At 41.7% G+C, this 7416-nt stretch carries 5 protein-coding genes and 1 pseudogene; 2 read left to right on the top strand and 4 right to left on the bottom strand.

All coding sequences use genetic code 11. From position 1 onward, the window contains the following. The 4 genes and pseudogenes from ACYQ0H_RS08075 to ACYQ0H_RS08060 all read right to left on the bottom strand — a co-directional run. Window positions 1-647, bottom strand: a pseudogene (locus ACYQ0H_RS08075) (hypothetical protein); the annotation flags it as partial. A gap of 280 nt (window positions 648-927) precedes the next feature. After that, window positions 928-3378 carry a glycoside hydrolase family 94 protein gene (locus ACYQ0H_RS08070; RefSeq protein WP_459812333.1) on the bottom strand — a complete coding sequence of 817 codons (2451 nt, stop codon included), beginning with the start codon at window positions 3376-3378 and terminating at the stop codon, window positions 928-930. A 50-nt stretch (window positions 3379-3428) separates the two neighbouring features. Continuing rightward, window positions 3429-3980, bottom strand: coding sequence for a hypothetical protein (locus ACYQ0H_RS08065; RefSeq protein WP_459812332.1), 552 nt, complete (start codon window positions 3978-3980; stop codon window positions 3429-3431). Between the two features lie 19 nt (window positions 3981-3999). Continuing rightward, window positions 4000-5016: an aldose 1-epimerase gene (locus tag ACYQ0H_RS08060; protein ID WP_459812331.1), complete on the bottom strand. Its 1017-nt coding sequence runs from the start codon at window positions 5014-5016 to the stop codon at window positions 4000-4002. A 372-nt stretch (window positions 5017-5388) separates the two neighbouring features. Here ACYQ0H_RS08060 and ACYQ0H_RS08055 point away from each other — a divergent pair, with 372 nt between their 5' ends. Both ACYQ0H_RS08055 and ACYQ0H_RS08050 read left to right on the top strand, forming a co-directional pair. Continuing rightward, window positions 5389-5595, top strand: coding sequence for a DUF378 domain-containing protein (locus ACYQ0H_RS08055; protein ID WP_459812330.1), 207 nt, complete (start codon window positions 5389-5391; stop codon window positions 5593-5595). Between the two features lie 656 nt (window positions 5596-6251). Continuing rightward, a complete protein-coding gene (locus ACYQ0H_RS08050; RefSeq protein WP_459812329.1) occupies window positions 6252-7343 on the top strand; it encodes a hypothetical protein in 1092 nt (363 codons plus the stop codon). The last annotated feature ends 73 nt before the right edge of the window (window positions 7344-7416 follow it).

The raw sequence follows: 7416 nt of genomic DNA, 5'->3' as shown, positions 1-7416 counted from the left end.
TTATCGATCTTATAATCTACTATTATCTGTGATTTTGAGGTCATTCTTGTAGTATCGAAATCAGAATACTCAATTGTCATGCTGCGTCCCCAGTTTGCGGCTTCTTTGGCGTTTTTGCAGTCTATCTTTACAGATTTGAGCGCATTGCCGTCTTCCAGATCTTCTTGTGCTATGCAGTTTGTTACAGTCATTTTTGTAAGCTTTACGGATGTGATCCCGGTATCTCCTATAAGTATCCCCTTGACCTGCTTGAAATCCTTAGTACCGTACGCCGCTGCCATATCCTCAAAATCGAATGCGGCTTCTCCGTCTCCGAAGCTTGACGGAGCGACCTTCGCCCAAACATTACCCTTATCGTCGGCGTTTGGGGAGTCAGTATTGTCACTGCTTTTAATTATAAGCTCTACAGGAGATTTTTCATAGTCTGAACCGGTTTTGAACTCTATTTTGATCTGAGAATTTGCCGACAGTCTTAAAGGATCAAATACGTCGGGGGTAAGCTCAAAGGATTGTCCGTGATCTGAGGATTCCTTGGCGTCTGAAACGTCTATCTCAACGTCTTCCTTTGCAAATGCGGCAAGCGTACAGCTAAATACCAGTACGGCGGAAACGGCAGCTCCTGTAAGTGCCGAGATTATTTTTTTCATGTTCACTTCTCCTTTTTTGGTCATTCATACAATTATTCCATTAAAAATATATGTAAATTTACCATATCCCAATGATATATTATATCATAATGAAAAAATGCTGTCAATAATTATATAAATAAAAAGGATATAGAAAAACGCCGTCTTTTAATGCCGTAAATTGATATTTAGCACAAATTTCATGGTTTACATGGACAAAAAACGAATTTATCATGTAATACGGCAGAAAAAGTGCGCCGTTAAAAATAACAGGCGCACCGGTAAATAATATTTTGTTTTATCAGCCGAGAACTACTTCGACTTCGTGAACTGTTCCTTCGTCGAATACCGGCAGAACGTTTCCGTTGATCTTAACTCCGTCAACCGTTACGCTCTTTACTCCCTTTGAAACATGATCCGGATTCTTAAACGTAATATTATAAGTGTTTCCGCGGAATTTTCTTGTAAGCTTATAGCCGTCCCAGGCTTCCGGAATAGATGGGTCTACCTTAAGACCGTCGTAGTCGGGAATTATTCCGAGGATATACTGTGAAACCGCTACAAAATTCCATGCGGCAGTACCTGTAAGCCATGAGTTTTTAGCCTCTCCGTGTCTGCCTGCGTCCTTTCCTGCGATCATCTGAGCGTAAACATACGGCTCGGTTCTGTGCAGGTCGGAAATTTCTTCAAGGTATGCAGGGGCGATCTTTGAATAGTATTCAAACGCCTGATCTCCGCGTCCGATAGCCGCTTCTGCGCATATTATCCATGCGTTATTGTGACAGAAGATACCTGCGTTTTCCTTATATCCTCCGGGATATGTAGAGATCTCGCCGTATTCCTTATAGTATTTAGTAAAAGCGGGATTATTAAGAACAAGGCCATATTTTGAATCGAGATATTTCTTTACGCTGTTGAGGGTAAGAATATCCTTTCCGGAATCTTTTCCGAGTCCTCCCATTACCGCAAATCCCTGCGGTTCAATGAATATCTTGCCTTCCTCGCATTCATGAGAACCGACCTTGTTGCCGAAGTCATCGTAAGCACGCAGGAACCATTCTCCGTCCCAACCGTATTTCATAGTGTTTTCGTTCATTTTATCAATTTCAGACTGTGCCTTTGAAGCTTCTTCGTCAAGTCCCTTATATTTGCAAAGGGCAACGTATTCAGGACCGATGAAGGACATCATAGCGGCAACCATTACAGATTCTGCAACACGGCTGAACTTGTCTTCGCCGTACTTAGGAGAGGTATAAGTCTGGAAGCTTTCTCCGGGGATATCCGAATGACAGGAAAGGTTCAGACAGTCGTTCCAGTCGGCTCTCATTGCAAGAGGCAGACCGTGAGGACCTACAAACTTAGCAACGTGCCAGAAGCTCTGCTTAAGGTGATGCATCATTGTCTGAGCTTTGCTTTCGTCGTTGTCATAGGGGACCATTTCGTCAAGAATTGAGTAGTCGCCGGTTTCCTTGATGTACTGTGCGGTTGAAAGTATCATCCACAGCGGATCGTCTGAGAAGTCACCGCCGATCTCGTTGTTGCCCTTTTTGGTAAGAGGCTGGTACTGGTGATAGCAGCCGCCGTCCTCAAGCTGAGTAGCGGCAAGATCAAGAATTCTTTCTCTTGCTCTTTCGGGGATCTGGTGAACGAATCCGAGAAGGTCCTGATTTGAATCTCTGAAGCCCATTCCTCTTCCGATACCGCTCTCAAAGTAAGAAGCTGAACGCGACATATTGAAGGTAACCATACACTGATACTGATTCCAGATATTTACCATTCTGTTCAGCTTATCATCACCTGTTTCAACGTGATACTGTGAAAGCAGAGCGTCCCAGGTTTCTTTAAGTTCGGCGAGAGCTTTGTCAGCCTTTTCGGCAGTGTTCATAGACTCTATCATTTCATATGCCTTTGACTTATTCATTGAGCCGTCGGCATTCCACTTGTCGGCGCCGTTTTCAACATAGCCCAGCAGGAATACTAAAGTTTTTTCTTCGCCCGCACCGAGGGTCATGTCAAGGCAGTGGGAAGCGATAGGCGACCAGCCGTCGGCAACTGAATTATTGGCTTTTCCCGCAGCTACAGCCTGAGGATTTTCAAAGCCGTTGTAAAGACCGATAAAGCTTTCTCTGTCGGTATCAAAGCCGCAGATGTCGGCGTTTACGGTATAGAAAGCAAAGTGATCACGGCGCTCCTTGTACTCTGTTTTATGGTAGATAGTCGAGCCTTCGATTTCAACCTCGCCCGTATTGAAGTTTCTCTGGAAGTTTGTAGAGTCGTCCTGAGCGTTCCACAGACACCACTCAATAAACGAGAACAGCTTAAACGATTTAGACTTGTCCGAGGTGTTTTTAAGCACTACCTTCTGAACCTCGCCGTTGAAATTCTGAGGAACGAAGAATGTTACTTCTGCTTCTATCCCGTTCTTTTCACCCTTGATAATAGTATAACCCATACCGTGACGGCAGGAGTAAGCGTCAAGCTCAGTCTTTACAGGACTCCAGCCAGGAGACCAGATCGTATCGCCGTCGTTTATGTAAAAATATCTTCCGCCCATATCAACGGGAACATTGTTGTAGCGGTAACGTGTAATTCTTCTGAGCCTAGCGTCCTTGAAGAAGTGATAGCCGCCCGCAGTATTGGATATAAGCGAGAAAAATTCCTGAGTTCCCAGATAGTTTATCCAGGGATAGGGAGTTTTTGGGTTGGTGATAACGTATTCCTTATTAACGTCATCAAAAAAACCGAATTTCATTTTTAAAATCCACCTTTCAATATTTATATATGTAAATTAATTTTCATTAATTAATTTCCTGAATTATTTTCTGCTTGATCGGTATTTTCGATATTTGCGATAAGATAAGCGCCGTCTTTATATAAAACCTGAAATATTCCGTAAGCCGAGCTTTTGGAGGAGTCATGAGATACCGATTTGGTTTTGACAGAGATAATGACGCTTCCCTGAGGATCTCTGGTTACTTCCAGGGCGTCGTCATAAAATTCAGCGGTCGCTTTGCTTGCGTTTTCCCCGTCGGTAAACTCATCGAAATGGAAGCGCCTGATAAAATCTCTCGTGCAGAGAGTATTTGCCTTTGAATATTCAGCTTTGCTCATATAGGAAAACCAATCGTTTATTACGCTTTTTGCTGAATCGACGTGCTTTTTATCTTCTTCATTTAGATCCTTGTATGACGATTTCGGCAGGTTTTTATCCTGAGATGAGGACGAAACAGCGGAGGAAGACTTTTCAGCTCGGCTTTCCGCAGCCTGCAAGCTTGATGAACTTCTTTCTCCGGAGCTGCAGGACGTCATTACGAAAGCAGCCGCAGCAATAAGCGCTAGAAGTGCTTTGTTCATTTTTAGTTGCTCCTTATTTTTAATTAAGCCGGGTAAAAAATCTCTGCCGACAGGTAAATTTCTCACCCTCTGCAAGCTCTGTATATCCGCTGACTTCTTCGGGCAGACTTAAATTAGGAGAATTTATCATCGCAGTCATAGGCTCGGGGCAGAAGTAACCCTTATCGCCGTCATGGTTCCACATATTCCAGAATTTGAATTCTTCAGATACTTCGTTGCAGAGCTTATGCCCCGTTGCGGTATCCGTAACTACTGTTCCGTAAAAATCCTTACCGTCAAGCGTATTCATAGCGGCGGTGTACATATCGTTTGAAATGACCTGGAGAGTAGGACGCTTTAGTCCCTTTTTGTATTCAATATCCCAGTCTGACAGCGGCAGCAGCTTTTCGGTAGGAAGACATCTTTCGTCAAGCTCGCACTTTTGTCCGACAGGTACGCATAGACGCATTGCTTCCTCGCTTCCGCCTTTTGTCATAGGGGCGTTTAGGCAGGTATGTGTACAGAGAGAAACAGGAAGTCTTTTTTTGCTTTTGTTTTCAAGATATATTTCCTGCTCCAGTCCTCTTTCGTCTGAAAGCGTAAAGGTATATGAAATTTTAAAGTCAACAGGGAAAAAGCTGTACATTTCGTCTTCTGCGCCGAAAGTATATGAGGTTTTAAGAACGGCTTTTCCGCAGTCGGTAAAAGCTTGTTCAACCTTGTGAGTTCTTTTGTGCACCCAGCCGTGAAGAAAATTGCCGAGCTTTTTTTCGTTTATCGGCAGCTTGTAGATTGCGTCCGAGGTTCTGATTATACCGCCGTCAAAGCGGTTGGGAAGATACAGGGTAGGAAGTCCCCAGATCTCTCTTGCTTTATTTATATCAGCTATCGTGCAGTCTTCTCTGTAACGGAATATTTCAATGCCGTTTTCTTTGTCAAAAAATCTCAGTACAGAGGAGCCGATTTCCGGAGAAACTACCGCAAAGTACTTTCTGCTTTCAAGCTTTACGCATTTTATTCCTTTAAAATTAAAGACCGTATCGACAGTGCAGCTCATTTAATTATATCCCCTTTTTGTCCTTTTATAACTGAATCAGGTATATCCTGCTGTACGTTCTCTGCCGCTGATTTTTCAGCGCTGTATAGTTTAATGAACGTAAACGTTTAATATCAATAATTATACCATATTTAAAAATCAATGTCCAGTGTTTTTTGTATATTATTAAATAGAATTTCAGAGCTTATTTTGAGCAATTCTGAACAAAAGCAGACACTGACGGCAAATATTTTCTAAAAAGCGAAACCTTTTTCGGACAAAAAATATTATTTGCTGCGTATATTTATTTTTACTGCGGCAATAATAAGATTGCAAGGACAAAAAAGCTGTCTTTAGCAGGTCATACCATTTACAGAAAGGGCGGTATTTATAATGCTGGATAAGATTGCACTTTTTCTGCTAATCGTCGGAGGGATCAACTGGGGGCTTATCGGAATTTTCCAGTTTGACCTCGTAGCCTTCTTGTTCGGAGGTTCTGCGGCGGTAATCAGCAGAATTATTTATGTACTGGTTGCAATTTCAGCGATCTGGTGCATCTCACTGTTTTTCAGAGATAACGAGCTGGTGGAGATGTCTTAATTCAGTTTTCTGTGAAAATTGATTTTTGACATAAGGAAAGGGAGCCTGTTTTCTGAAGGACGGTCAGGTAAGCGGGTTTGCTCTGTTTCGTCTTCACGGCAGTTCCTCGAAGTCTGTACTTTTAGGTGCGGATTGCGGGGAGCTGCTGTAAAGCAGACTTCCTTCCCTTATTTCAAAAATTTGTATTTTTATTTCATAAACTTACATAAGACTTAGTTAAAAGATATTATTATTTTAAGTGCGTTTTAGCTTATTTTAAAAATAAATATTATTTTAGCGTTAAAATGTCCAGTAAATACAGGCGTTATTTGTACAAACCGCCGAAAAAGTTAAGCGTTTAAAAATGTTTATCGCATTGCCTTGACTATTTAGGAAAAATAGAGTATAATCTAATTGATGTTAAGGATATTGAACAATATTTGTTTGATTTAACATCCGTTTTGTTGTCTCCTTTCTTTTGTTCTACACATAGTTTTTTTATTTTATTTTCCGCAGAGCACCGTTGCTCTGCATTTTTTTTGCCCTTTCATATTTTTATATATTACTAAAAAAATGCAAGGGCTGCTGCCACTTGATTTATGGCAGGGCTTGTGGTATAATATATAGTGTATAACAAAACGTGTGTAAGGATATAAAGATCGGAGATGAATTTTTAAATGCAATTAAAAAAAATACTGCCGTTGATTTTATGTGCGGCGGTAGCGGCATTAGCTATGACCTCCTGCGAAAAAGATAAAAATAACCCGCAGAGCAGTCAGAGCGGAACAAAAAAGCCGGGGGCAAATACGACGCTTTCGCCTGTTGAGATCAAGGATTATTCTTTTCCTGTATTTCTTGAAGACAAATCAGCGATGGATATGCTGTCAAACGAGGTCTTTTCTTCATTTAATAAAGACGAGCTTGTAAGCAAGGTTGACGAGCAGCCGTTTGAAGGATATTCATGCATTGAATGCTACCTTGATACATATTATGTATTTGAGAAGGACGGCTTTGTCGGTATTATAAATAAGCACGGAACGGTAGTGATCGAAGCTGAAAAGTATGCTTCAGCTGAACTGGCGGCAAACGATCTTATAAAGCTCAGCTATCCTGACAAATCGGGAATGGCTCCCGATTATCTCAGAGTAAGCGGAGGCTACGGAAAGCTTATAGAGGATTACAGGTTTTCTCCCGATGAAATAACCGTTTCCTCCGTATATGACAACGATGCGGAAAAGGAGCTTTCGGAGCTGAAGGTTTACGGTAAAACCGCATACGATAAAAAATGGGATAGTATTGAGCGTATAGACCCGAATGAAATAATTACTTCAAAAAAATACTCTGCTGCATTTAAGGCTTCTTCCTCAGGGCAGCATTACTTTATAATCTTTGATGATTATTACAATGTGAAAGTTTTTGAGGGCGTTTACGGAATGGTCAGGCTGAAAATAGGAAACGTATATGGTGAATGCTATATTCTCAGCGGCGATCATTACAGCGAGCTGAATAAAATGATAACAAGCTTCGGAAGCGAAACTGCAGTTAGACAGCCCAGCAAGGACGAAACTCTGGATTTTATTCAGATAGTTTTCGGACTCAGCACTCAGGATCAGGTACAGGTAACTATTTCTGCCGACGGCTACTGCCTGACGGACAGTCTTACTCACAACGGTCAGCCGGCAAATAAGTATTTTTCGGTTCTGAGCCGTGAAACCTTTATTGATCTTGTCAATTGGGTCAATGAAACGCTTTCGACAGAATATGAATAAAGCAAAAACTTTTTGCAGGACAATGGCGAAATCCTGCATATAAAGGCGGCGTAATGTTGACATAACTCATTAA

The sequence above is a fragment of the Hominimerdicola intestinalis genome, assembly GCF_054655215.1.
The sequence above is the reverse complement of the archived record's forward strand: the minus strand, read 5'-3'. Positions and strand labels throughout refer to the sequence as shown.

Bases quoted from the DNA above. Each gene is read 5' to 3' on its own strand.
- ACYQ0H_RS08065 (WP_459812332.1), bottom strand. From the start codon at position 3,980: ATGAACAAAGCACTTCTAGCGCTTATTGCTGCGGCTGCTTTCGTAATG.
- ACYQ0H_RS08060 (WP_459812331.1), bottom strand. From the start codon at position 5,016: ATGAGCTGCACTGTCGATACGGTCTTTAATTTTAAAGGAATAAAATGC.
- ACYQ0H_RS08055 (WP_459812330.1), top strand. From the start codon at position 5,389: ATGCTGGATAAGATTGCACTTTTTCTGCTAATCGTCGGAGGGATCAAC.
- ACYQ0H_RS08070 (WP_459812333.1), bottom strand. From the start codon at position 3,378: ATGAAATTCGGTTTTTTTGATGACGTTAATAAGGAATACGTTATCACC.
- ACYQ0H_RS08050 (WP_459812329.1), top strand. From the start codon at position 6,252: ATGCAATTAAAAAAAATACTGCCGTTGATTTTATGTGCGGCGGTAGCG.